The sequence below is a fragment of the Thermomonas carbonis genome (assembly GCF_014396975.1).
In the GTDB taxonomy this organism is placed as follows: Bacteria; Pseudomonadota; Gammaproteobacteria; order Xanthomonadales; family Xanthomonadaceae; genus Thermomonas; species Thermomonas carbonis.
Genome location: NZ_CP060719.1, coordinates 403132 through 427001, shown reverse-complemented (window position 1 = coordinate 427001; position 23870 = coordinate 403132). Strand labels below are relative to the sequence as shown.

21 protein-coding genes, 1 tRNA gene and 1 pseudogene are annotated in these 23870 nt (G+C 67.3%); 15 read left to right on the top strand and 8 right to left on the bottom strand.

Going from position 1 to position 23870, the window contains the following annotated elements; translation table 11 throughout:
• The first annotated feature begins 23 nt into the window (after window positions 1–23).
• From H9L16_RS02100 to H9L16_RS02070, 7 genes and pseudogenes are all read left to right on the top strand, one after another.
• A complete protein-coding gene (locus H9L16_RS02100) occupies window positions 24–1196 on the top strand; it encodes a phosphoglycerate kinase (RefSeq protein ID WP_187552963.1) in 1173 nt (390 codons plus the stop codon).
• Between the two features lie 75 nt (window positions 1197–1271).
• Window positions 1272–2764, top strand: a pseudogene (gene pyk / locus H9L16_RS02095) (pyruvate kinase).
• A gap of 74 nt (window positions 2765–2838) precedes the next feature.
• The gene (locus H9L16_RS02090; protein WP_187552962.1) at window positions 2839–3843 is read left to right on the top strand and encodes a class I fructose-bisphosphate aldolase; all 1005 of its coding nucleotides are present in this window, start codon (window positions 2839–2841) and stop codon (window positions 3841–3843) included.
• Window positions 3844–4082: 239 nt separating this feature from the next.
• On the top strand, window positions 4083–4478 hold the full coding sequence (locus H9L16_RS02085; protein ID WP_187552961.1) for a hypothetical protein: 396 nt from the start codon (window positions 4083–4085) through the stop codon (window positions 4476–4478).
• Window positions 4479–4601: 123 nt separating this feature from the next.
• Window positions 4602–5687, top strand: a complete 1086-nt coding sequence (locus H9L16_RS02080; RefSeq protein WP_187552960.1) for an efflux RND transporter periplasmic adaptor subunit — start codon at window positions 4602–4604, stop codon at window positions 5685–5687.
• Between the two features lie 3 nt (window positions 5688–5690).
• Window positions 5691–8825, top strand: a complete 3135-nt coding sequence (locus H9L16_RS02075; RefSeq protein ID WP_187552959.1) for an efflux RND transporter permease subunit — start codon at window positions 5691–5693, stop codon at window positions 8823–8825.
• A complete protein-coding gene (locus H9L16_RS02070) occupies window positions 8818–9696 on the top strand; it encodes a TrmH family RNA methyltransferase (protein WP_187552958.1) in 879 nt (292 codons plus the stop codon). The genes H9L16_RS02075 and H9L16_RS02070 overlap by 8 nt, the downstream gene beginning before the upstream one ends.
• A 6-nt stretch (window positions 9697–9702) precedes the next feature.
• On the opposite strand, the gene H9L16_RS02065 is transcribed toward H9L16_RS02070, so the two are convergent.
• The 4 genes from H9L16_RS02065 to H9L16_RS02050 form a co-directional block, all read right to left on the bottom strand.
• Window positions 9703–11115, bottom strand: coding sequence for a M28 family peptidase (locus H9L16_RS02065; RefSeq protein ID WP_187552957.1), 1413 nt, complete (start codon window positions 11113–11115; stop codon window positions 9703–9705).
• A 75-nt stretch (window positions 11116–11190) separates the two neighbouring features.
• Complete coding sequence (mscL, locus tag H9L16_RS02060; protein WP_187552956.1) at window positions 11191–11595, bottom strand: large-conductance mechanosensitive channel protein MscL; 405 nt, start codon at window positions 11593–11595, stop codon at window positions 11191–11193.
• A 39-nt stretch (window positions 11596–11634) separates the two neighbouring features.
• A complete protein-coding gene (locus tag H9L16_RS02055; RefSeq protein WP_187552955.1) occupies window positions 11635–12378 on the bottom strand; it encodes a fumarylacetoacetate hydrolase family protein in 744 nt (247 codons plus the stop codon).
• Complete coding sequence (locus H9L16_RS02050; protein WP_229796513.1) at window positions 12379–12696, bottom strand: hypothetical protein; 318 nt, start codon at window positions 12694–12696, stop codon at window positions 12379–12381. It abuts the gene before it with no gap.
• A gap of 74 nt (window positions 12697–12770) precedes the next feature.
• Between H9L16_RS02050 and H9L16_RS02045 the strand changes: the two genes are divergently transcribed.
• The gene (locus H9L16_RS02045) at window positions 12771–13124 is read left to right on the top strand and encodes a Rieske (2Fe-2S) protein (protein ID WP_187554006.1); all 354 of its coding nucleotides are present in this window, start codon (window positions 12771–12773) and stop codon (window positions 13122–13124) included.
• Between the two features lie 25 nt (window positions 13125–13149).
• On the opposite strand, the gene H9L16_RS02040 is transcribed toward H9L16_RS02045, so the two are convergent.
• The 4 genes from H9L16_RS02040 to thiS all read right to left on the bottom strand — a co-directional run bounded on the left by H9L16_RS02040 (window position 13150) and on the right by thiS (window position 16857).
• Window positions 13150–14994, bottom strand: a complete 1845-nt coding sequence (locus tag H9L16_RS02040; protein WP_187552954.1) for an SLC13 family permease — start codon at window positions 14992–14994, stop codon at window positions 13150–13152.
• A 39-nt stretch (window positions 14995–15033) separates the two neighbouring features.
• The gene (gene trmB / locus H9L16_RS02035; RefSeq protein WP_187552953.1) at window positions 15034–15768 is read right to left on the bottom strand and encodes a tRNA (guanosine(46)-N7)-methyltransferase TrmB; all 735 of its coding nucleotides are present in this window, start codon (window positions 15766–15768) and stop codon (window positions 15034–15036) included.
• Window position 15769: 1 nt separating this feature from the next.
• Window positions 15770–16564: a thiazole synthase gene (locus H9L16_RS02030; RefSeq protein ID WP_187552952.1), complete on the bottom strand. Its 795-nt coding sequence runs from the start codon at window positions 16562–16564 to the stop codon at window positions 15770–15772.
• A gap of 92 nt (window positions 16565–16656) precedes the next feature.
• On the bottom strand, window positions 16657–16857 hold the full coding sequence (gene thiS / locus H9L16_RS02025; protein ID WP_187552951.1) for a sulfur carrier protein ThiS: 201 nt from the start codon (window positions 16855–16857) through the stop codon (window positions 16657–16659).
• Between the two features lie 182 nt (window positions 16858–17039).
• Here thiS and H9L16_RS02020 point away from each other — a divergent pair, with 182 nt between their 5' ends.
• The 7 genes from H9L16_RS02020 to H9L16_RS01990 all read left to right on the top strand — a co-directional run bounded on the left by H9L16_RS02020 (window position 17040) and on the right by H9L16_RS01990 (window position 23860).
• A complete protein-coding gene (locus H9L16_RS02020) occupies window positions 17040–18869 on the top strand; it encodes an autotransporter domain-containing protein (RefSeq protein WP_425507246.1) in 1830 nt (609 codons plus the stop codon).
• A gap of 88 nt (window positions 18870–18957) precedes the next feature.
• Window positions 18958–19031: transfer RNA gene (locus tag H9L16_RS02015), tRNA-Gly, on the top strand.
• 66 nt (window positions 19032–19097) lie between these two features.
• Window positions 19098–19568: an ATP-dependent zinc protease family protein gene (locus tag H9L16_RS02010; protein ID WP_187552949.1), complete on the top strand. Its 471-nt coding sequence runs from the start codon at window positions 19098–19100 to the stop codon at window positions 19566–19568.
• Window positions 19565–20482, top strand: coding sequence for a 30S ribosomal protein S6--L-glutamate ligase (gene rimK, locus H9L16_RS02005; protein ID WP_187552948.1), 918 nt, complete (start codon window positions 19565–19567; stop codon window positions 20480–20482). Before H9L16_RS02010 ends, rimK begins: the two co-directional genes overlap by 4 nt.
• 228 nt (window positions 20483–20710) lie before the next feature.
• Window positions 20711–21394 carry a response regulator transcription factor gene (locus tag H9L16_RS02000; RefSeq protein ID WP_187552947.1) on the top strand — a complete coding sequence of 228 codons (684 nt, stop codon included), beginning with the start codon at window positions 20711–20713 and terminating at the stop codon, window positions 21392–21394.
• On the top strand, window positions 21387–22703 hold the full coding sequence (locus tag H9L16_RS01995) for a sensor histidine kinase (protein ID WP_187552946.1): 1317 nt from the start codon (window positions 21387–21389) through the stop codon (window positions 22701–22703). The genes H9L16_RS02000 and H9L16_RS01995 overlap by 8 nt, the downstream gene beginning before the upstream one ends.
• 50 nt (window positions 22704–22753) lie before the next feature.
• Window positions 22754–23860, top strand: coding sequence for a branched-chain amino acid aminotransferase (locus tag H9L16_RS01990; protein WP_187552945.1), 1107 nt, complete (start codon window positions 22754–22756; stop codon window positions 23858–23860).
• Window positions 23861–23870 lie beyond the last annotated feature (10 nt).

Genomic DNA, 23870 nt, shown 5'->3' with positions numbered 1-23870 from the left:
GCCTTCATCCCCGCAGGAATGCCATGTCCATCGTCCGCATGACCGACCTCGACCTCAACGGCAAGCGCGTGCTGATCCGCCAGGATCTCAACGTGCCCGTCGCCGACGGCAAGGTCACCTCCGACCAGCGCATCACCGCATCGATCCCGACCATCAAGCTTGCGCTCGCGAAGGGCGCGGCGGTGATGGTGACTTCGCACCTCGGCCGGCCGAAGGAAGGCGCGTGGAGCGAGGCCGATTCGCTGGCGCCGGTGGCCGTGCGCTTGTCCGAACTGCTCGGCTTCGAGGTGCCGTTGGTGCGCGACTATATCGACGGCGTGGACGTGCAGCCCGGCCAGCTGGTGCTGCTGGAAAATTGCCGCATGAACATCGGCGAGGGCAAGGACGACGAAGCGCTGTCGAAGCAGTACGCCGCGTTGTGCGACGTGTTCGTCATGGACGCGTTCGGCACCGCGCACCGCGCGCAGGCATCGACGCATGGCGCGATCCGCTTTGCGAAGCAGGCCGCCGGCGGTCCCTTGCTGATGGCCGAGCTCGATGCACTCGACAAGGCGTTGGCCAACCCGGCGCGCCCGCTGCTGGCCATCGTCGCCGGCAGCAAGGTCAGCACCAAGCTGGAACTGCTGTCGTCGCTGGTCGGCAAGGTCGACCAGCTGATCGTCGGTGGCGGCATCGCCAACACCTTCATCGCCGCGCTCGGGCACGGCGTCGGCAAGTCGCTGGTGGAGATGGATCTCATCGATACCGCGAAGCAGATCATGGCCGATGCCAAGGCGCGCGGTGCCGATATCCCGCTGCCGCTCGACGTGGTGGTCGCCCCCGCATTCGCCGCCGATGCACCGGCCACGATCAAGCGCATCGACGAGGTCGGTGCCGACGACATGATCCTCGACATCGGCCCGCAAACCGCGCAGGCCTATGCGGCATTGATCGCGAAGGCCGGCACCGTGGTCTGGAACGGCCCGGTCGGCGTGTTCGAGTTCGACGCCTTCGGCCACGGCACCGAAGCGGTAGCGCGCGCGATCGCGGCATCTCCCGCGTTCTCGATCGCCGGTGGCGGCGACACGCTCGCAGCGGTGGACAAGTACGGCATCGAAAACAACGTGTCCTACATCTCCACCGGCGGCGGCGCGTTCCTGGAATTCCTGGAAGGTAAAACCTTGCCGGCGGTCGCGGCGCTGGAAGCGCGCGGCTGAAGTCGTTTGCATTGTCCGGCGAGCCATCGACGGTCGTTGCGCTGTGCTAGCGTTCGCGGCCACAGGAGCCCGCACATGACCGCACGCAAGACCGAGCAAGTCGCCGTTCCGCACCAGCGCCGCACGCGCATCGTCGCCACCCTCGGGCCGGCCACCGATCCGCCGGAGATTCTCGAAGCGGTGCTGCGCGCCGGGGTGGACGTGGTGCGGCTGAACTTCTCCCACGGCGATCCCTCGGCGCAGGTGGCGCGTGGGGAAGCGGTGCGGGCGATGGCGCTCAAGATCGGCCGCGAGATCGGCATCCTCGCCGACCTGCCGGGCCCGAAGATCCGCGTCGAAACCTTCGCCAACGGCAAGGTCGCGTTGAAGGCGGGTAACCGCTTCGATCTGGTCGCCAGCCTCGATGTCCCCCGGGCGACGAGACCCAGGTCGGCGTCAGCTACCTGGAACTGCCGGGCGACGTGGTCCCGGGCGACGTGCTGCTGCTGGACGACGGCGTGGTGCAGCTGGAAGTCACCGCGGTGGAAGGCGAGCGCATCGTCACTACCGTCCTCAACGACTGCTTCCTGTCGAATCGCAAGGGCCTCAACAAACAGGGCGGCGGTTTGTCGCTGGGCGCGATCACCGAGAAGGACCGCGAGCTGATCGTGATCGCAGCGGGCATGAACGTGGACTTCATCGCGGTGTCGTTCTGCCGCAATGCCGAAGACATGAACGAGGCGCGCCGCGTCGCCAAGGCGCACGGCAGCAATGCCGCGCTGGTGGCGAAGATCGAACGCGCCGAAGCGATCGAGAACCTCACCGAAATCGTCGATGCCAGCGACGTGGTGATGGTCGCGCGCGGCGACCTGGGCGTGGAGATCGGCGATGCCGAACTGCCCGGCCTGCAGAAGAAGATCATCCGCGAAGCCGTTGCGCGCGAGAAAGTCGTGATCACCGCGACGCAGATGTTGCAATCGATGGTCGACAGCCCGATCCCGACGCGCGCGGAAGTGCTCGACGTGGCCAACGCGGTGATCGATGGCACCGACGCGGTGATGCTGTCGCAGGAAAGCGCGGCCGGCAACTGGCCGGTCAAGGCAGTAGAGGCGATGGCGCGGATCTGCGTGGGCGCCGAGAAACAGTTCGTGGCCGATACCGATTTCGAGGCGGCGCAGCGCGGCCTGGAGCGCGCGGATCAGGCGATCGCGATGGCGACGATGTTCCTGTCCGAACACATCGGCGTGCGTGGCGTGGTGGCGATGACCGAGTCCGGCGGCACCGCGCGCTTCCTGTCGCGGTTCCGCTCCTCGGTGCCGATCTTCGCGTTCTCGCGCCACGGGCCCGCGCGTCGCAAGATGGCGTTGATGCGCGACGTGTTCCCGATGGACTACGACAGCCGCGGGCAGACCCCGCGCGAAGCCGCGCGCGGCAGCATCCGCCTGCTGGTGGATGCCGGCCTGCTGCAGCCGGGTGACCGGGTGGTGTTCACCAGCGGCGAGCACATGGAAACCCGCGGCGCTACGAATACATTGCGCTTGCTGGAAATCGGCGAGGACGGCTGCGCGGCGGGGTTGGGGGAGTTGTAGCCGCCGGCTCCGGGAGGTCTTGCGCGGCGGACGGCTATAATCGCGGGCTACCGCCGCCAGCCTGCAGGACTCCCATGAGCATCGAACAACTCGCCGAAACCGCCCGCGCGATGGTCGCCCCGGGCAAGGGCATCATCGCCATCGATGAATCCTCGGGAACCTGCGCCAAGCGCTTTGCTGGCGTCGGCATCGAGAATACCGAAGAGAACCGCCGCGCCTACCGCGAGCTGCTGCTGAGCGCGCCGAATGCGAATCAGTACCTGTCCGGCGCGATCCTGTTCGACGAAACCATCCGCCAGTCGACCAAGTCGGGCGTCCCGTTCGCCAAGTACATGCTCGACAACGGGATGATCCCGGGCATCAAGGTCGACAAGGGCACGCACGCGCTGGCCGGCTTCCCGGGCGAAGTGGTCACCGAGGGCCTCGACGGCCTGCGCGATCGCCTCAAGGAGTACTACAAGCTCGGTGCACGCTTCGCCAAGTGGCGCGCGGTGATCAACATCGGCGAGGACATCCCGTCCGGCACGTGCATCGACGTCAACACCCATGCGCTGGCCCGCTATGCGGCGCTGTGCCAGGAATGCGGCTTGGTGCCGATGGTGGAGCCGGAAGTGCTGATGGACGGCGACCACGACATCGAGACCTGCTACGAAGTCACCGAAGTGGTGCTGCGCTCGCTGTTCGACGCGCTGTACAACCAGAGCGTGATGCTGGAAGGCACCATCCTCAAGGCCTCGATGGTCGTCCCCGGCAAGGATTGCGAGGAGCAGGCGAGCGTGGAGGAAGTGGCCGAATCCACCCTGATGTGCCTGAAGACCGCGGTGCCGGCGATCCTGCCGGGCATCGTGTTCCTGTCCGGCGGGCAGGATGATGAATCCGCCACTGCGCACCTGGATGCGATGAACCGGATGGGCCCGAACCCGTGGCCGCTGAGCTTCAGCTATGGCCGTGCGATGCAGCAGGCCGCGCTCGCGTCGTGGGCCAAGGACATGACCGGCAACTACGCCAAGGCGCAGCAGACCGTGTTCGAGCGTGCGAAGGCCAATGGCCTGGCTGCGCTGGGGCAATGGGGTGAGTGACCGCAGCCGTTGCCATCCGGCAACGGCTGCGGTCACGAACGCCCGAGCGCTGTGCGCGAGGGCCGGGGGCGAGCGCCGGCTTGTCATCCTGAGCGCAGCGAAGGATCTGCTTCTCCGCGATCCAGGAAAGCAGGTTCTTCGCCTTCGGCTCAGAACGACAGTTGCGATGAAACGCCGGCCCAGCGCGGGCGTTTCCGCATGCGGCGTATGCTGCGGCTCATCTCCCATGGATCACCCGCATGCAGACGCCGCCTGCCAACCGCCCCGATGCGAATACGCTGCAGGCCGCCGCCGCGGATGCCGGAATCCAGTTGCCGGATGCGGCGATCCAGGCGTTCCAGCATGGCCGCATGATCGAGGCGATCAAGCTGGTCCGCGCGGCCAACCCGGGCCTGGATCTGGCCCGTGCGAAGGCGGCGATGGAATATTTGCAGCGGGCTCAGCGATCCACGACGGGCGCGGCGGCCGGCCAGCCCGAAGTCGCGCAGCAGCGGGGCCCGACACCGCTTTCGCGCGGCATGCGACCGCCGACCGTGGAAAAAGGCGATCCGCCCGGACAACTCCGGTGGGTGCTGATCGTGCTGGGGTTGCTTGCCGCGGGTTTTTGGCTCGCTTTCGGCGGCATGCCGGGCTGAGTCGCGCAACGCGCGTGCGCGCGTCCGGTTGACGGCATTCCTGCAACACACCCCCAGCCGATGGCAGGGGAAGGCATCACATGCTGCCCGCTAGAATCGGGAACCCCCTGTTCGAGCTGCCTCATGCCGCCACGCAATCACCGTCTTCTGGTCTTGTCGTCCGCACTGCTGCTGGCGCTTTGTGCATGCAGCAAGGACGAGGCGGCGGCAAAGCCGGGCGCGGGGCAGCGTGGTGGCTCTGTACCGGTGGTGGTCGAAGTGGTGCGTGAGCAGCCGTGGACCGACGCGCTCCGCGCGCTCGGTACCGTGCATGCACGCGAGGCGGTCACGGTCACCGCCAAGGTCAGCGAGATCGTCCAGCAGGTGCATTTCGAAAGCGGGCAGGACGTTGCGCGTGGCGCGCCGCTGGTGACATTGAGCGGCCAGCAGCAGCAGGCTTCGCTGGCCTCCGCCGAAGCGACGCTCAAGGAAGCCGACCAACTCTTCCAGAGGCAATCGCAACTGGCATCGCAGCAGCTGGTGGCGCGTGCTTCGCTGGATGCACAACGCGCCACCCGCGACGCCGCACGCGCTCAGGTCGCGCAGATCCGCGCCAATTTGTCCGACCGGGTGATTCGCGCGCCGTTCGCCGGCGTGCTCGGTATCCGCCAGGTCAGCCCCGGCGCGCTGGTCACGCCGGGTACCGCGATCGCCACGCTGGATGACGTGTCCCGCGTGTTCGTCGACTTCCCGGTGCCGGAAACCGAACTGGCCGGCGTCGCTCCAGGCCAAGCGTTGAGCGGCAGCGCTGGCGCATATGCCGGTCGCACCTTCGATGGCACCGTGGCGACGGTGTCGGCGCGCCTGGATGCGGGCTCGCGCTCGGCTACCGTGCGCGGCGATTTCCCCAATCCCGAGCGCCTGCTGCGCCCGGGCATGCTGGTCGAAGTCAACGTGGCGCGGGATACCCGGCAGGCGCTGGTGGTGCCGGAGATCGCGGTCCAGCAGATCGGCAGCGAGACCTTCGTCTGGCGCGTGAAGGCCGACGACACCGTGGAAAAGGTGAACGTGGTGGTCGGCGGTCGCATCCCGGGCAAGGTGCTGCTGAAGGAAGGTGTGGCTGCGGGCGAACGCATCGTGACCGATGGCGTGGGCAAGCTGCAGGCCGGCGCGAAGGTGGCCGCGAGCGACGGCCCGCCGGTGGCCGCGACCGCGGCCGCGGCGAAGTAAGCCATGAAACTGTCCGATCTTTCGATCAAGCGGCCGGTGCTGGCCGTGGTGATGAGCCTGCTGCTGATCGTGCTGGGCGTGATGTCGTTCATGCGCCTCACCCTGCGCGAACTGCCGGCCATCGACCCGCCGATCGTCTCGGTGTCTGTCGATTATCCCGGCGCCTCCGCCAGCGTGGTCGAGACCCGCATTACCCAGACCATGGAAGATGCGCTGGCGGGCATCGAAGGCATCAGCACCATCGAGTCGAGCAGCCAGAACGGCAGCTCGCGGATCAGCATCGAGTTCTACGCCACGCGCGACATCGAAGCCGCCGCCAACGATGTGCGCAATGCGGTCAGCCGCGTCGCCGACCGCATGCCGGAAGAAGCCGACCCGCCGGAGATCAGCAAGGTCGAAAGCGATTCCGACGCGATCATCTGGCTGAACCTGCGCTCCGAAAGCATGAATCTGCTGGAGATGGCGGACTATGCCCAGCGCTACCTGGTCGATCGTTTCTCCAGCCTCGAAGGCGTGGCCCAGGTGCGCCTGGGCGGCAGCCAGCGCTATGCGATGCGGATCTGGCTGGATGGCGACAAGCTGGCGGCGCGCGGACTCACTGCCGGCGACGTCGAAACCGCGCTGCGCGCGGAGAACGTGGAGCTTGGTGCTGGCCGGATCGAATCCACCGACCGCGATTTCATCCTGCGGGTGGCGCGCGACTACACCACCGCCGAAGCCTTCGCGCAGATGCCCATCGTCAAGGGCGCGGATGGTTACGTAGTGCGGCTGGGCGATGTGGCCCGTGTCGCGCTGGAGTCGGCCGAGCGTCGCGCGTACTACCAGAGCAACGGCGAGCCGGCGATGGGCATCGGCATCGTCAAGACCTCCACCGCCAACAGCCTGGATGTGGCCGATGAGGCCAAGGCCGAGGCCGATCGGATCAGGGCCACGTTGCCGAAGGGCACCGACATCTACGTGGCATTCGACACCACCACCTTCATTTCCGCGTCGGTCGATCGCGTGTACGAGACCCTGCTGGAAGCGATCGTGCTGGTGCTGATCGTGATCTGGCTGTTCCTGGGCAGCATGCGCGCGGCGTTGATCCCGGCGGTGACCGTGCCGGTCTGCGTGATCGCCTCGTTCATCGCGCTGTATGCATTCGGGTTCTCGATCAACCTGCTGACCCTCCTCGCCCTGGTGCTGTGCATCGGCCTGGTGGTGGATGATGCGATCGTGGTCGTGGAGAACATCCAGCGCCGCGTGGACCTGGGCGAACCGCCGCTGGTCGCGGCCAAGCGCGGCACCGCGCAGGTCGCGTTCGCGGTGCTGGCCACCACGGCGGTGCTGATCGCGGTGTTCCTGCCGGTCGGGTTCCTGCAGGGCAATACCGGTCGCCTGTTCCGCGAGCTATCGGTCGCGCTGGCCGCGGCGGTGGCGATTTCCGCCTTCGTCGCGCTCACCCTGACGCCGATGATGGCGTCCAAGCTGCTGCGTCCGCACACCGGACCGCACGCGGTGCACGGCAATCGGTTGAGCGAATGGCTCAATGCGCGGTTCACCCGCATGGCCGGTGCGTATCGACGGGTACTCGATCGCCACGTGCACCGGATCTGGTTGTTCGCCGGGGTGATGGTGGCGGCGCTGGTGGCGATGGTCTTGCTGTTCAAACTGCTGCCGAGCGAATTGGCCCCGGCCGAGGATCGCGGGTCCTTCCAGATGGTGATGGAAGGACCAGAAGGCGCGGGCTTCGACTACACCGTGGCGCAGATGAAGGAGATGGAAAAGATCCTGGCCGGCGAAGTGGGCGATGGCAAGCCGATCCAGCGCGCCAACCCGCGCGTGCCCGGCAGTTTCGGTGCCAGCGAGGAAATGCATACCGGCCGCGCGATGATTTTCCTGCAGCCCTGGGACCAGCGCGAGCAGAGCACCGCGGAAGTCGCCAGTGCACTGGAAAAGAAGTTCTCGGGGATGAGCGGCGTGCGCGTGCGCACCCAGGTCGGCGGCGGTCTGGTACGTACCCGCGGGCAACCATTCCAATTGGTGCTGGGCGGGCCGGATTACGCCGAGATCGCGCAGTGGCGCGACATCATGCTGGCGAAGATGGCAGACAACCCGGGCTTTGTCGGGCCGGACTCGGACTACAAGGAAACCCGACCGCAGATGCGCGTGGTCGTCGACAAGACGCGCGCGGCCGACCTCGGGGTGTCCGCCACCGCGATCGGCACCGCGCTGGAAACCATGATGGGTGGCCGTCGCGTCACCACCTTCGTCGACAACGGCGAGGAATACGATGTGGTGCTGCAGGCCGACCGCAAGGGCCGCGCTTCCCCCGCCGACCTCGGTGCCCTGCAGGTGCGTGCGCGCGACGGTTCGCTGGTGCCGTTGTCCAACCTGGTGACCCTGCGCGAGGTTGCCGAACCCGCCACCTTCAACCGCTTCAACCGGCTGCGCTCGATCACCCTCAGCGCGCGACTCGCCGAAGGCTATCCGCTGGGCGAGGCGGTGGCGTGGGCACAGGAGACCGCGGAGGCCAACCTGCCCGAACATGCGCAGATCAGCTGGAAGGGTGAGTCGCGCGAGTTGCAGCAGTCCGGAGGCGAGGTGCTGATCACCTTCGCGCTGGCGTTGCTGATCGTGTACCTGGCACTGGCCGCGCAGTTCGAGAGTTTCGTGCACCCACTGGTGATCATGCTGACGGTGCCGCTGGGCGTGCTGGGTGCCTTGATCGGCCTGTGGCTGACCGGTGGCACCGTCAACCTGTTTTCGCAGATCGGCATCGTCATGCTGGTCGGCCTTGCGGCCAAGAACGGCATCCTGATCGTGGAATTCGCCAACCAGTTGCGCGACGACGGGCGCAGCGTGCACGAGGCGATCGTCGAATCCTGCGCGGTCCGCCTGCGCCCGATCCTGATGACCTCGATCGCCACCATCATGGGCGCGCTGCCGCTGGTGATCTTCGGCGGCCCGGGTTCGGCCAGCCGCGCGACCATCGGCATCGTGGTGATCTTCGGCGTGGCGTTCTCCACCGTGCTCTCGCTGTTCGTGGTGCCGGCGTTCTATTCGCTGCTGGCGAAGTACACGCGTTCGCCGGAGGAACTGGCGCATCAGCTGGATACACTGGAAGCCTCGACGCCGGAGGTATCTGGTCATGCGTGATCCGGGTTCTCCGTGGAAGTCGCGAGCGCCTTCCGTTCCGTCATCCCCCGCCGCGTCTCCGCGACCGGACAGGGGCCGTTCGCCCGCGCCGCGCGAGCCTGCACCTGCGCCGGCGGGTGAGGCCAGCCCCGCGCGCGAGCATCGCGATGTCGAGTTGCGCCTGCATGGCTTGAACGCGATTCGCGCGGTGTTCGCGAAACGGCCGCAGGCAATCCGCAAGCTGTACCTCGCCGAGGCGCGCATCCCGCAACTGCAGCCGTTGCTCAAGTGGTGCGTGGCCAATCGTGTCGGCTACCGCGTGGTCGAGGATGCCGACCTGCAGAAACTCGCGGCCAGCACCCACCACGAAGGCGTGGTCGCCGAGGTACTGCGCGAGGATGCGCAGCCGCTCTCGAGCTGGCTGCGCGACCTGCCCGCCGGCCCGCAGTGCGCGCTGTGGCTGGATGGCGTGGGCAATCCGCACAACCTCGGCGCGATCCTGCGCAGCGCCGCGCACTTCGGCGTGAGTGCGGTGCTGCTGCCCAAGCATTCGACGCTGGCGTTGTCCGGCGCCGCCGCGCGCGTGGCGGAGGGCGGTGCGGAAGCGCTGCCGTTCGTGCGCCTGGGCCGCGAAGACAACAGCATCGCCCAGTTGCACGGTGCCGGTTTCAAGCTGGCGGCGACGGTGGTGCGCGGTGGCAGCGACCTGTTCAAGGCGGCGATGCCGGAGCGCGTCGTCTACGTACTGGGCGCCGAAGCCGAGGGCATGTCGCCCGAGCTGGCGAAAGCCTGCGACCTGCGCCTGTCGATTCCCGGCAGCGGCGCGGTGGACAGCCTCAACGTGGCATCGGCGACGGCGGTGTTGCTGGCGAGTTGGCGCCGCGCCCTCTAGGCGCGATCACTTGCGCACTTCTGGCACCTTCGGCGCGCTGCCGAAATCGCCGTCGGCGTCGGCGGCAAGGAACGCGAACACCGTGTATGCCGCGACGTTCTGCGCGAGTGCCTTCGGGTCGATCTTGTCCAGGGTATCGTCCGGTGTGTGATGCAGGTCGAAGTAGTCGGTGCCGTCCTGCGACAGGCCGGCGCAGGCCATGCCGATCGCGTTGAACGGAGACAGGTCCGGCCCGCAACCGTCGCCGTCTTCGCGATGTTCGATGCCGAGCGGCGCAAGCGCCTGCGCGATCTTCGCCACGGCATCCTTGGCGTAATCCGGCGTCTTCGCCGCGAAGGCATAGATGCGACCGGCACCGAAGTCGCTTTCCGCGCCAAGCTGATGCTTGCGGATGTCCGCGGCGTGCTTTTGCGCATAGGCGCGGCCGCCCCACAAGCCCTGCTCCTCGTTGGCGAATGCGATCACCCTGATCGTGCGCGCCGGACGCTTTGCCTGCGGCAACGCGCCGATCAGATGCCCGGCGGCCATCGAGATCGCCACGCCCGCACCATCATCGATCGCGCCGGTGCCCAGGTCCCAGGAATCCAGGTGGCCGCCGATCACCACCACTTCGTGCGGCTTCGTACGGCCGGTCATTTCGCCGATCACGTTCTGCGAGGTGTATTCGCCATCCCAGCCGCAGTCCAGTTGCAGCGAGATCCGGGTCGCGCCCAGTGCGGTGAGCCGTGCCAGCTGGTCGGCATCCGGCAGGGACAGCGCAGCGGAGGGGATGGGCGTGAGGCTTTCATCGAACCGGGTCATGCCGGTGTGCGGGTTGCGATGGGAATCGGTGCCTGCGGAACGCATCACATAGCCGATCGCACCCGCCTTGATCGCCGCAGAGGGTCCCGCGCTGCGCACGCGTCCGCCAGGGCCATACCCGCGACCGTCGCGCGCACGTTCCATCCGGTAATCGACAAAGGCGATCTTGCCGGCGAGCGAACCGGGCACCGCCTTCTGCAAGTCATCAAGCGACGCGAACCGCACGACCTCGCCTTCCACGCGGCCACCCGGACTGCCGCCGAGTGCAGTCACGTGCAATGCCTGTGCACTCGCGCCCAGCACGCGTGCGGACTCGCTGCGGCGTTCCCATTTCGGGAAGGTCACCGGTTCCGTCCACACCTTGTCGTAGCCCAGCGCCTTGAACTTGGCCTTCGCCCATTCCACCGCGCGCGCATCGGCTTCGCTGCCGGCAAGGCGCGGCCCGACTTCGGTGGTCAGCGATTCGACGACCTTCCAGCCGGTGTCATCGGCCAGTGCGCGCTCGCGCAAGGTTGCGGCCTGCGCCATCGCCGTATCGTCGATGCGCGTGGGCTGTTGCGCCTGCAACGGCAGTGCGACCAGCAGGGACAGGGCGGCGGCAAGCAGGGTGCGGCGCATGGCGAATCCGGTAGACGACGAAGCCGCGAGTGTAAGGCTCGCGGCTTCGTCGAAGATGTGCTGGAAGTCGCGCGGTTATTTCTTCAGCGAATCGCGGATCTCGCGCAGCAGCAGCACGTCTTCCGGGGGAGCGGCCGGCGCTTCCTCGGGCTTCCTGTGCACGCGGTTGATCGCCTTGACCACCAGGAAGATGGCGAAGGCCACGATCACGAACTGGACCAGGGCATTGATGAATTCGCCATACGCCAATACGACGGCGGGTACTTCCTTGCCTGCGGCATCGACGGTCGCTTCCTTCAGGACGATCGCCATCTTCGAAAAATCCACGCCACCGATCAGCAGCCCGAGCGGCGGCATGATGACCTTGTCGACGAGGGCAGTGACGATCTTCCCGAACGCCGCACCGATCACCACGCCGACGGCGAGGTCGATGACGTTGCCGCGCATCGCGAATTCCTTGAACTCCGTCATCATGCCCATCGCGTGCTCCTGTCAGGTCGTGGTTGGCGTGCGGTCAGCCTACACCGACGCCTGCACGATGTGACCCTGCAGTCGCGCGATATCGCCCAGTCGCGCATCGAAGGTGTCGCCTGGTTGCAGCGCGGCCACGCCGGCCGGCGTGCCCATGAACACCAGATCGCCCGCACGCAGCGCGTACAGCTTCGAGAGTTCGTGCAGGATCTCCGGCACGTTCCAGATCAGCTGGTCCAGTCCGGACTCTTGGCGGCGCTCGCCGTTGATGTCGAGCGACAACGCCAGTGTTTCGATGTCGCCGGCTTCCGAGGCTGGTAGCAGGGCACTGACCGGTGCGGAATGATCGAAGCCCTTGCCGGTATCCCACGGCAGGCCTTTGGCTTTCGCTGCGGCTTGAAGGTCGCGGCGGGTCAGGTCCAGGCCGACGCCGTAGGCGAATACCAGCAGCATCGCGTCATCGACCGCCAGCTCGCCCGTGGGCGCATCGCTGCCCAGTGCGACGACCAGTTCGACTTCGTGATGCAGGTCCGATGTGCCTGGCGGATACAGCACCTCGCCATCGATGACGACCGCATCGGCCGGCTTCATGAAGAACACCGGGTTGCCGCGCTCGGCTTTCGAGGCGGGTGCGCTGGCACCCATCTCGCGCGCGTGGTCGGCGAAGTTGCGGCCGACGCAGTAGATGCGCCGCACCGGGAATGCACCGAGGAGCTTGCCGGCGCGGTCGCGAACCGGGATGCGTGGCGTCGGCGCGGCAGCGATCAGATCGCCGGAAGCCGGGTCGTCCATTCAGTGCGCGAGCGGCAGTTGCGCCTTGCCGACGACGCGATAGTCGCCGTCGATGCTGCGCGCGTGCGCAGCCATCGGCGTGCGTCGCTGCTTCATGAGGCGATACAGCATGCCGACGGCCAGCATCGCGATGCCCACGAACACACTGACGAACAGGAGTGCGAGCAGCAGCGCAACACCGACCAGGCCCAGCGCGATGCGCAGGAACGGATGACGCGGACGACGCGGTGCGCCGAAGGTGGCGAAACGCACGCGGTTGAACAGGGTATTGCGGAAGATCGACATCGTGGTCTGGTTCCTGCGGCGCCGGAGCGCCATGACACAATGCCGGCAGTATCCGGAGATCGGCCGCGCAAGTTGTGAGCAGTTCGTTAAATCATGGCGATGGCGGGATCGGCCACGAGGCCGCGCAAGCGCTGGCGCGGCTCGATGCATTGCCGCCGGACAGCGTGCATGAAATCGAGGCGGTGGTGGAGGGCGATGCGGAATCGCTGCTGCTGTATCGCGATGCCGCCGGCGATGTGCGCGCGTGGCTGAATGTGTGCCCGCATGCGGGGCGTCGGCTCGATTGGGCACCGGGCAAATTCCTGCGCGCGAAGGACGGCACGCTGGTCTGCGCGGCGCACGGTGCCAGCTTCGAACTGGCGAATGGCGTGTGCGTGGCGGGGCCTTGTCGAGGAGAGGCGTTGCGTGCTGTCGCCGTCGAGGTGCATGGCGATGCGGTTCGGCTGGCACATCGATCCTGAGCCGTCATTCCGGCTTTCGCCGGGATCACGGCTGATAAAGCAGGTTGATCGCGATGACGATCACCACCAGATACGCCAGCGACAGCGGTCCGCCGACGCGCCACAGGTCGCGGCCTGCGTAGTTGGCCGGGCCGGTGACCATCGACATCACCGGGTTGGATGCGGTCATCAGGTTGTTGGATGCCGACAGCGCGACGATCAGCGCGAACGCGACCGGATCACCGCCCGCCGCCAGCGCCACGTTGATCGCGATCGGCACCATGATGATGGTCGCGCCGATATGGCTGATCGCCAGCGAGAACAGGGTGGTCAGCAGGCCGATGAGGAATTGCAGCAGCCACAGCGGGAAACCTTCGGGCAATTGCTCCAGGGTGTGCCCGGCGAGCCAGGCCGCCGCGCCGCTGGAATCCATTGCCCAGCCCAGCGGGATCAGGCAGGCCATCAGGAACACCGTCTTCCAGCTGATCGCCGCGTAGGCCTCGTCGACGTGGATCACCCCGGCGACCAGCATGCCAGCCACGCCGGTCATCAGCGCGATCGGCACCGGGATCTTGGAGGAAAGCGCCAGCAGCATCGACGCCGCGAAGATCGCCATCGCGATCTTGAACTTGTGCGGGCGCTGCTCGTCCTTCGGGTAGTCGGTGACCACCACGAAATCCTTGCCTTTCGCCGCCTGCGCCAGGTCGGTCCAGATGCTGTGCAGGACCAGCATGTCGCCGGCGCGGATCGCGGTGTTGCGCACGTCCTCTCGCAACACCTGCTTGTCGCGGTTGATCGCCAGCAGGCTCAGTCCGTGCTGCTTGCGCAGGCGCAACTGCGCCTGGGTCTTGCCGATGAAGCCGGAGGTCGGTGGCACCACCGCCTCGGAGATGCCGGCGCGGCTCGGGTTGAACAGGTCGCCGAATGCGCGCAACCGCGACGACATCCGCAGGAAGTTGTTCTGGGCGAAATCGGTGACCAGTTGCTTCGGCCCCATCGCGCCGAGCACGCTGCCGACCCAGATCCGCGCGTCGGCCGGGGGCGACAGGCGCGACTCGTTGGCGGTCTGCAGGGCCAGGAACAGCGGCGCGCCATGCAGCGCTTCGGCATCACCCAGGCTCATGCCGACCAGCGGACTGTCGACGCCGACGGTGAGCTCGTGCACGTCGCCCTCGATGCCGTAGGCACGGGCGAAGTAGCTTTGCGTGCGCGCCGGCGTCACTGCGTCGCCGCCGTCCTCGCGCAGCAATTTGCTGCCGAAGAAATGGAAATACGCCAGCGACAGCGCCAGCAGCGCCAGGCCGATCGGCATCGGCGCGAACATGTTCAGCGGTTCCAGCGAGGCCGCGCCGGACGGCAGGTTGGCGTTGGCCGCGACCAGCAGGTCGTTGAGCAGGATCAACGGCGAATTCCCGACCATGGTCAGCGCGCCGCCCATCACGATCGCCGCCGCCAGCGGCAGCAACATGCGCGACAGGGTCAGCCCGGTGCGCGACGACAAGCGCGACGCCACCGGCAGGAACAGCGACATCACCGACGGGTTCTGCATGATCGAACTGGTCATGCCCGCCGCTGCGGTGGTGTACAGCAGCAATCGCGATTCGACGCCGTGCGCGCGTCGCAGCAGCCAGCTGGCCAGGCGGTTCAGCGCGCCGGTGCGGTCCAGTCCCGCGCCCAGGATCATGGTCGCGATGATGCTCATGACCGCGCTGCCCGAGAAGCCGCCGAACAGGTCCTCGCGCGGCACCAGCCCGGTCAGGCCCAGGATCACCAGCACGACCAGCGCGACCACGTCGGCGCGGATGCGCTCGAACAGGAACATCACCATCGTGAAGACCACCAGCCCGAGCACGAGCTCCATGTCGGTGGTGAGCGTCAGCGCGGTGTCCATTCGGCGGCGTGGCGTCCTTGTCCGTGTTCGATCAGAGGATCAGCAACGGTCGTACAGCAAGTCCCACACGCCGTGGCCGAGCTTCTGGCCGCGGGTCTCGAAATGCGTCTGCGGCCGCCAGTCGGGGCGTGGCACCGCACCGCGCATGCCGGCGCGATTGGCGATGCCGTCGGTCGCGTCGAGCACGTCCCACATCTGCTCCGCATAGTCCTGCCAATCGGTGGCGAGGTGCAAGCGGCCATCCGGCGCGAGCTTGCGCACCAGCAGCACGGCGAAATCCGGATTCACCAATCGGCGCTTGTTGTGGCGCTTCTTGTGCCACGGATCCGGGAAGTAGATGCGGATCTCGTCCAGCGACCCATCGGCGACCTCGTGTTCCAGCACCTCGACCGCATCGTGGTGGTAGACCCGCGCGTTGCGGGCATCGTCCGCGGCCAGCGCGTTCAACAGGCGACCGACGCCCGGCGCATGCACTTCGATGCCGATGTGGTCGCGTGCCGGGTCGCGTTGCGCGGAGTAGCGGAAGGCCTCGCCGTTGCCGAAGCCGATCTCGAGGATGCGCTTCGCATCGCGCCCGAACGCGGCATCGAAATCGCGCGCTGTACCTGCGTAATCGAGCCCGAAACGTGGCCACAGTTCATCGAACGCGCGTTGCTGCGCCTCGGTGAAGCGGCCCTGGCGCAGCACGAAGCTGCGCACCTTGCGCTGCCCTTCCTCGATGGTGAATGGCTTCCGCGGTGCCTTGCGCCCGTCGCTCGCGAACGGATCGGTCATCTCAGGCGATCAATCCGTCGATCGGCGACGACGCCGAGGCGAAGCGCTTGCGCGGGATGCGCCCGGCCTTGAACGCGGCGCGGCCGGCTTCGACCGCCAGCCTCATCGCATGCGCCATCAGCACCGGGTCCTTCGCACCGGCGATCGCGGTGTTCATCAGCACGCCATCGCAGCCGAGCTCCATCGCGATGGCGGCATCGGAGGCGGTACCGACGCCGGCATCGACGATGATCGGCACCTTCGCGCTCTCGATGATCTCGATCAGGTTGTACTTGTTCTGGATGCCCAGGCCGGAACCGATCGGCGCGGCCAGCGGCATGACCGCCACGCAGCCGATCTCCTCCAGGCGCTTGCACAGCAGCGGATCGTCGCTGGTGTAGACCATCACCTCGAAGCCGTCCTTGACCAGGATCTCGGCGGCCTTGAGCGTCTGCACCACATCCGGGTACAGCGTGCGCTGGTCGCCCAGCACTTCCAGCTTGGTCAGGTTGTGGCCGTCCAGCAGTTCGCGGGCGAGCCGGCAGGTGCGCACGGCATCCTCGGCGGTGTAGCAGCCGGCGGTGTTGGGCAGGATCGTGTAGCGATCCGGCGGCAGCACGTCGAGCAGGTTGGGCTCGCCCGGGGTCTGGCCGATGTTCGTCCGGCGAATGGCGACCGTGACGATCTGAGCACCCGCAGCCTCGGTCGCCAGGCGGGTTTCATCGAGATCCTTGAACTTGCCGGTGCCGGTCAACAGGCGCGAGGCATATGGTTTGCCGGCGATGACCAGCGGGTCGTGCGCGAGAAGGGTCGTCATGTGCCGATTATCGCCGAAGGTGGAAGCGGCGGGTGTTCGTGCAGCGGCATTTCGAGCCGGGTAGCGAATGCCCGCCGCTCCCGCCTTCGGCCTCAACCACCGCCCAATGCATGCACGATCTCTACCGTGTCGCCGGGCTGCAGGACGTGCGTCGCATGCCGGCCGCGCGGGACGATCTCGCCGTTGACCTCCACCGCAACCCGGCGCTGGGCCAGGCCTTCGTCTTCTAGCAGGGCGGCGAGGGTGGCCGGTTCGGCGATCTGGCGGGTTTCGCCATTGAGCTGGATGTCCATGCCGCGATTGTCGCCGGTTCGCACCCGGTGCGTGCGGCGGTGCAACATGAAGCCGTTAGATTTTCGTGAAACCATACGCGCCATTCGCTGTCGTATGTCGGCGCGCTGGCCGCCATTGCCAGGCACCTCCCACCCGATTCATCCGAGGATTCCCCATGAAAGCCACCCTCCGCCGGACCCTGCTGACCGCCGCGATCGCGCTGGCCGCCGCACCGGCCTTCGCCGGTCCCGCCGACTCGCCGTTCACCCAGACCATCTTCTTCGGCGACAGCCTGACCGATGGCGGCTTCTTCCGTTCGCTGCTGCCGGCCAACGTGCAGAACGTCACCGGCCAGTTCACCACCAACCCGGGCTACGTCTGGTCGCAGTACCTGGCCGACTACTACGACAGCAACGCGGACGTCGCGTGGAAGGCGACCGGTGCCACCCCGGCCCTCAGCGCCGGTGGCAACAACTGGGCCGTGGGCGGTGCGCGCGTGGGTACCGATACCGTCGATGTGCTCGGCTACACACCGTCGCTGGCCAGCCAGTACGCGCGCTATCTGAGTTCCGGCAACACGGTCGATCCCAATGCCCTGTACACGGTGTGGGGCGGCGGCAATGACCTGTTCGCGGTGCAGGCGAACCCGGCACAGGCGCAGGTCATCATCGGCGGTGCGGTGACCGCGCAGATCGGCCTGGTCGGCGCGCTGACCCAGGCCGGTGCCAAGTACATCCTCGTGCCCACGATTCCCGACCTCGGCCTGACCCCGGCCTCGCGCGCGGGTGGTGCGCTGGCCATGGCCCAGGGCACCGCGCTCACCAACAGCTACAACAACGCGTTGTTCGGTGGCCTTGCATCGGCCGGCCTGCATGTGATCCCGCTGGACACCTTCCACTTCCTGCAGGAAGTGGTGGCCAATCCCGGGCAGTTCGGCATCACCAACGTCACCGGCACTGCCTGCCAACCGCAGATCACCGCGCAGTCGCTGACCTGCAACCCGACCTCGCTGGTGGATCCGGGCGCCCCCAACAGCTACCTGTTTGCCGATGGCGTGCATCCCACCAGCGGCGCGCACAAGGCGATCGCCGACTTCGCGATTTCCGTGATCGAGGGGCCGCGCCAGATCGCGATCCTGCCGCGCTCGGCATCGATGGTCGGCCGCGCGCGCGCGCAGCAGGTCGACAGCGCCGTCAGCGGCATGTTGCTGGCCGAAGGCGACGGCACTCACTGGTGGGCCGACATCCGCGGCGACCAGCAGCGCTCGCAGAATCCGGGCTTCGACGGCCCCGGGCTTACCGGCAGCGTCGGCGTCGGCTGGCGCAGCGGCAACCTGACCTACGGCGCGTTCGCCGGCTACGGCCGCCAGGACATCGACTTCGGCGAGCGTCGCGGCGATTTCCGCCAGACCGATGCCGGCGTCGGCGGCTTCATCGGCTGGACCAGCGACGCGATGTGGGCCACCGGCCAGCTGAGCTGGACCAAGCTCGGCTATGACGTCCACCGTCAGGTCAACCTGGGCCAGGCCAGCCGCGTCCACAGCGGTTCCCCGGATGGCGACAACCTGAGCGTCGGTGGCAGCGCTGGCTGGAACTTCGGTCACGAGAAGCTGGTGCACGGCCCGGTGTTGAGCGTGCTCGCGCAGAAGATCTCGGTCGATGGTTATGTCGAGAACAGCACGGAGTCCACTGCCCTCGCATACCTCGAGCAGAACGGCGACTCGCTGATCGGCAGCGTGGGTTGGCAGGCGAGCTTCGCCATCAACGACCATGTCAAGCCGTATGCGCGCCTGACCTGGGACCGCGAGTTCGAGGATGCGCCGGCGCAGGCGTTCGCGCAGTCGGTGTCGATGCCGGGCACCCTGCCCTACGCGGTGCCGGGCCTGCCGCTGGACGACACCTACGGCACCTTGACCTATGGCGTGCACAGCGAGCTGTTCGGGCTGGACGTCACCACCGGCAGCAATATCACCGTCGGCCAGAAGGGCGGCAACGACGCCAGCTTCTTCCTGACCGTCAGCGGCAAGTTCTGAACCGGTACGCAGCGCAGGCCCGGGAGGTCTGCGTTGCGTCATCCGCGGAGCGCGGCATAGACTTGCCGCGCAATCCAACACCGGTACCGCGGGTGTAGCTCAATGGTAGAGCTGTAGCTTCCCAAGCTACTGACGAGGGTTCGATTCCCTTCACCCGCTCCACAATCATGATCACGGCAGGGCGGACTCCTCGACGGATGCCGCCCTTCCTGTTTCCGGGGCGCATGGATGGCGATGATCGAGGTCGGCTGGCGCGAATGGGCGGGACTGCCCGCACTCGGCCTGCCGCGCGTGCGCGCCAAACTGGATACCGGTGCGCGCAGCTCCGCGCTGCACGTGGATCGGCAATGGCGTTTCACCGAGGCCGGCGCGCCCTGGGTCGGTTTCTCGCTGATTCCGGCGCGGCGCGCATTGCCGATGGAGGTGTTCGCCCCGGTCGCGGACGAACGTGAGGTCACCGATTCCGGTGGCCACCGCACCCGGCGCGTGTTCCTGCGTACCCGGCTGGAGCTGGCCGGGGTCGGTCGCGACATCGACATCAATCTGGCGGATCGTTGCGGCATGCGCTTCCCGATGCTGCTCGGGCGCACGGCATTGGCCGGAATGTTCGTGGTCGATCCGTTGGCTTCGTTCATCCACCGGCGCAAGCCGCGTGGAACCATTGCCGCCCCCGACGCCCCAGCACGAAGCCCTCGATGAAACTCGCCATCCTGTCGCGCAACAGCAAGCTCTACTCGACCCGTCGCCTGGTCGAGGCGGCACGCGCGCAGGGCCATAGCGTGCGCGTGCTGGATCCGCTGCGTTGCTACATGCGGATCAGCACCGATGGCTTCGAGATGCGCTACAAGGGCGCGCCGATCTCCGGCTATGCCGCGGTGGTGCCGCGGATCGGCGCGTCGGTCACCCGCTACGGCTGCGCAGTGCTGCGGCAGTTGGAGCTGATGGACAGCTACACCCCGAACAGCGCGGCGGCGATCGCCCGCGCCCGCGACAAGCTGCGCTGCCACCAGGTGCTGGCCGCGCGCGGGATCGGCTTGCCGGTGACGGTGTTCGGCGACAACCCCGACGACACCGGCGACCTGCTGGCGATGCTCGGCCCGCCGCCGCACGTGGTGAAACTCAACGAAGGCACCCAGGGCAACGGGGTGATGCTGACCGAGAAGCTGTCGGCATCCCGCGGGGCGATCGAGACGCTGCGCGGGCTGTACGCGAATTTCATCGTGCAGGAGTTCATCGCCGAGGCGAAGGGTGCCGACCTGCGCTGCTTCGTGGTTGGCGACCGCGTGGTCGCCGCCATGCGCCGGCAGGCACCGAAGGGCGATTTCCGCTCCAACCTGCATCGTGGCGGCAGCGCCAAGGCGGTGCGCGCGACGCGCGCGGAAATGGACACTGCGGTGCGCGCGGCGAAAATTCTCGGCCTGGGCGTGGCCGGCGTGGACCTGATCCGCAGCAAGCGCGGGCCGCTGGTGCTGGAGGTCAATTCCTCGCCCGGCCTGGAGGGCATCGAGGCAGCGACCGGGGTCGACGTGGCGGGCACGATCATCGCCCACGTCGCGAGCCACGGTACCTCGCCGCGCAAACGCGAACGCAACACCGATTTGACGGATTCTTAATCGCGCAGCCCGTATCGTCGCCCACGTGGTGCCGGTGATTTCCCCCCAGCGGCAACATGCAGGGCAGCAGTGACCTTAAGGCCCAGGCGTCCCCCGCCTGGGCCTTCGTTTGTCCGCTTGCCGGTGCCTCCCCATCCGGACGCAGCGCGCCATGCCTGTGACAGAATCCCGGAACCGTCGGCGCTCCCGGCGGTCACATCGCAACGCCCGCCCCGCAAGGAAGACTGCATGCGCATCCTGGTCATCGAGGACAACTCGGACATCGCCGCCAACCTGGGCGACTACCTGGAGGATCGCGGCCACACCGTCGATTTCGCCGCGGATGGCGTGACCGGCCTGCACCTGGCGGTGGTGCACGAGTTCGATGCGATCGTGCTCGACCTCAACCTGCCCGGCATGGACGGTCTGGAAGTCTGCCGCAAGCTGCGCAACGAGGCGCGCAAGCAGACCCCGGTGCTGATGCTGACCGCCCGCGATTCGCTGGACAACAAACTGGCGGGGTTCGATTCCGGTGCCGACGACTACCTGATCAAGCCGTTCGCGCTGCAGGAAGTCGACGTGCGCCTCAACGCGCTGGCACGGCGCGGCAAGGGCCCGCAGGCGCGCGTGCTCAACACCGGCGAGCTCGAATTCAACCTCGACACCCTCGAAGTCCGCCGCGAGGGCAAGTTGCTGCAACTCAATCCGACCGCGCTGAAGATCCTGCAGTCGCTGATGGAAGCCTCGCCGGCAGTGGTGACCAGGCAGGAACTCGAGACCCGCGTGTGGGGCGAGGAGTTGCCCGATTCGGATTCGCTGCGCGTGCATATCCACGGTCTGCGCGCGGTGATCGACAAGCCGTTCGGCGTGCCGATGATCCAGACCCGCCACGGCATCGGCTACCGCATCGCGCCGCCAGAGCCCGATGCCTGAGGCGGCCGCGCCGCGACGCGCGCCGGCCGGCAGGCGGCGGCTGCGCACCCGCATCATCCTGTCGTTCGCCCTGTTGGGCCTGAGCCTGACCCTGTTGCTCGCGTTCGCGACCAACTGGGTGCGCGGCCGGGTCGAGGAGGACATGATCACCGACCTGATGGACCGCAACATCAACGCCTATGCGGACCGCTATTACGCAAGCGGCGGGCGCGACATCGGCCTGCCGGTGCAGCAGATGTACGGGCGCGTTGTGGGCAAGGACAAATTCGAAGCGCTGAAGGCGGAATATCCGGAATGGTACGGGCTCGGCGACGGGATCCACCCCATGGTCGGAACTGACGAAAAGGGCATGCCGCTGGCCTACAAGCTCGCCGTCCGCAAGACGCCGGATACGTGGTTCTTCCTTGCCTACGACATGCAGGAAAGCGCACGCCGGACGGAGAAGTTCGAGAAGGCGCTTTATCTGGTCGTGCCGCTGTTCACGCTGCTTTCGTTGCTGCTCGGCTGGTGGTCGGCATCGCGCGTGATGGCACCCGTATCGGAGCTGGCACGCAGATTGCGGCGGAGCGGCAACAGCTCGGATCCGGAAGCGCTGACGCCGTATTTCGCGGAGGATGAAGTGGGCGAGCTGGCCAAGGCGCTCGACGACTATTCGGAGCGCCTCACCGAAGTGGTGCAGCGCGACCGCGAATTCAACGCCGACGTCAGCCACGAACTGCGCACGCCGCTTGCGGTGATCCGCGGTGCGGTCGAATTGCTGCTGTCCAAGCCGGAGATCGACGAACGCACGCGCACCCGCCTGCAGCGCATCCAGCGCGCGGAACTGCAGTGCACCGACCTGATCAGTGCCCTGCTGCTGCTTTCGCGCAACGAGCGCGCGGTCGGCCAGTGCGACGTGGGCAAGGTCGCCCAGCAATTGCTGGACCACCATCGCGCGCAATTGGGCGGCAAGCCCATCGAGCTGCGCCTTGAAGGCGAGACCGGGGTGTTGCTGGAGGCCCCGGAGTCCGCGCTGGCGGTCGCGTTGGGCAACCTGATCGGCAACGCGGTGAAGTACACCCAGAGTGGCGCGGTCGTGGTCCGCGTGTTCCATGACGCGGTGGAAGTGGTGGATTCCGGCCCCGGCCTCAGCGCGGAAGATGCCGCCAAACTGTTCGAGCGCGGCTATCGCGGCACCCATGCCGGGCATTCGCAGGGTGGCGGCATCGGCCTGTCGATCGTGCGCCGGTTGTGCGCGTTGTACGGCTGGGACGTGCGTGTGCGCCCGGGTGACGACACCGGCGTGGTCGCGACGCTGCGCTTCGGATAACGCGCTGTGGCGGCATAATGTGCAGGCACGATTTTCTCCAGGATGCCCGCATGACCACTCCCTCCGCCGCCCCGCTGGCCTACCGGGTCACGCCTTCCACGCATGCCCGCACGGACGAAGCGCGCGCTGCGCTGCTTGCCGGTGACCTCGGTTTCGGCAAGCACCTGACCGACCACATGGTCACCATCGATTGGGACGCCGCGGGCGGCTGGCACGATGCGCGCGTGCATGCCTACGGGCCGCTTTCGCTGGATCCGGCGGCTGCGGTACTGCATTACGGCCAGGAAATCTTCGAAGGCATCAAGGCCTATCGCCATGCCGACGGCTCCATCTGGACCTTCCGTCCCCGCGCCAACGGCGAGCGTCTTCAGCGTTCCGCGGCGCGCCTCGCGTTGCCGCAACTGCCGGTGGACGAATTCGTCGAATCGTTGCGCCAGTTGGTCGCGGTCGACCACGAGTGGGTGCCGTCGGCAGCGGAAACCAGCCTGTATTTCCGTCCCTTCATGATCGCGACCGAGGCCTTCCTGGGTGTGCGCGCGGCACAGGCCGCGGCGTATCACGTCATCGCCAGCCCGGCCGGTGCGTACTTCGCCAATGGCGTATCGCCGGTGTCGATCTGGCTGTCGCAGGAGTACGCGCGCGCGGCCAAGGGCGGCACCGGTGCTGCCAAGTGCGGCGGCAACTACGCGGCGTCGTTGCTGCCGCAGCTGGAAGCGCGTGCGCAGGGTTGTTCGCAGGTGCTGTTCCTCGATCCGGTCGAGGGCAAATACCTGGAGGAGCTCGGCGGCATGAACGTCTTCCTCGTTTACGCCGATGGCCGCATCGTCACCCCGGAATTGTCGGGGAGCATCCTCGACGGCATCACCCGCCACAGCATCCTGCAATTGGCCCGCGACCGCGGCCTGCAGGTGGAAGAACGCAAGGTCTCGCTGGACGAGTGGCGCGACGGCGTGGCCTCGGGCGAAATCGTCGAAGCCTTCGCCTGCGGCACCGCGGCGGTGATCACCCCGATCGGCGAGTTGAAGGGCAAGGATTTAAGCATCGGCGATGCCAATGCGCCGGCGGGCGAGGTGACCATGGCGATCCGCAAGGAACTCACCGATATCCAGTACGGCCGTTTGCCCGACCGCCACGGCTGGCTGGTCAGGCTGCGCTGACCGCCGCGCC